General features: G+C 39.4%; 1 protein-coding gene and 1 pseudogene. One reads left to right on the forward strand and one right to left on the reverse strand.

The genetic code is table 11. From position 1 onward, the window contains the following. Positions 1 to 386, forward strand: a 386-nt coding sequence (locus ACS8FD_RS20900) for a lytic transglycosylase domain-containing protein (RefSeq protein WP_439277278.1), incomplete at its 5' end; no start/stop codon positions are given. A gap of 169 nt (positions 387 to 555) precedes the next feature. Here the strand turns inward: ACS8FD_RS20900 and ACS8FD_RS20905 are convergent. Continuing rightward, positions 556 to 688: pseudogene (locus ACS8FD_RS20905) on the reverse strand (translation elongation factor Ts); the annotation flags it as partial.

The raw sequence follows: 688 nt of genomic DNA on the forward strand, positions 1-688 counted from the left end.
CTGCCAGTCGCTTCAAAGTCAGCAATCCTTGGAATCCTGCTGACAATATTGAAGGCTCAGCTAAATACATTGCTTGGCTTATGCGCCGTTTTAACAACAATATAGAGTTTGCGATAGCAGGTTACAATGCTGGAGAAGGTAATGTCGATAAATACAACGGTATACCACCTTTTAAAGAAACTCGTAACTACGTCAAAAAAGTGATGAGTCGTTACCATAGCTTATACAAGAACGACTCAGGTCTGTCTGATAATACTATGAGCGCTAATAATGCTACTGTTAATAGCAACAACAATAGTGGTGGGATACAAACTGTCAGTTACGGCACTAGCAACAACAGTGGCAGTGCCAGTTATGCCAATTCCGCCTACGCCGCTTTGCGCTAATATTGAAAGTAAGACATATATTTAAATATTAAAACCTGTACACAAAAAAGCCCGCTCATCTATTAGCGGGCTTTTTATTTTACGATCTAAATACAGTCAGTTGATGGATGCTAAATACAAACTTATTGATTATTTAGCATCCACCGCGACCTGTAATATATTTTAAAGCTTACTTGTTAGCAGCTTGGGTAGCAGCAACTTCAGCAGCAAAGTCTTCTTGCTTTTTTTCGATGCCTTCGCCAACTTCTAGACGTTTAAAGCCAAGTACTTTTACACCTTCAGCTTTTAGTACATCGCCTACT

This window comes from Psychrobacter sp. 1U2 (assembly GCF_051847575.1).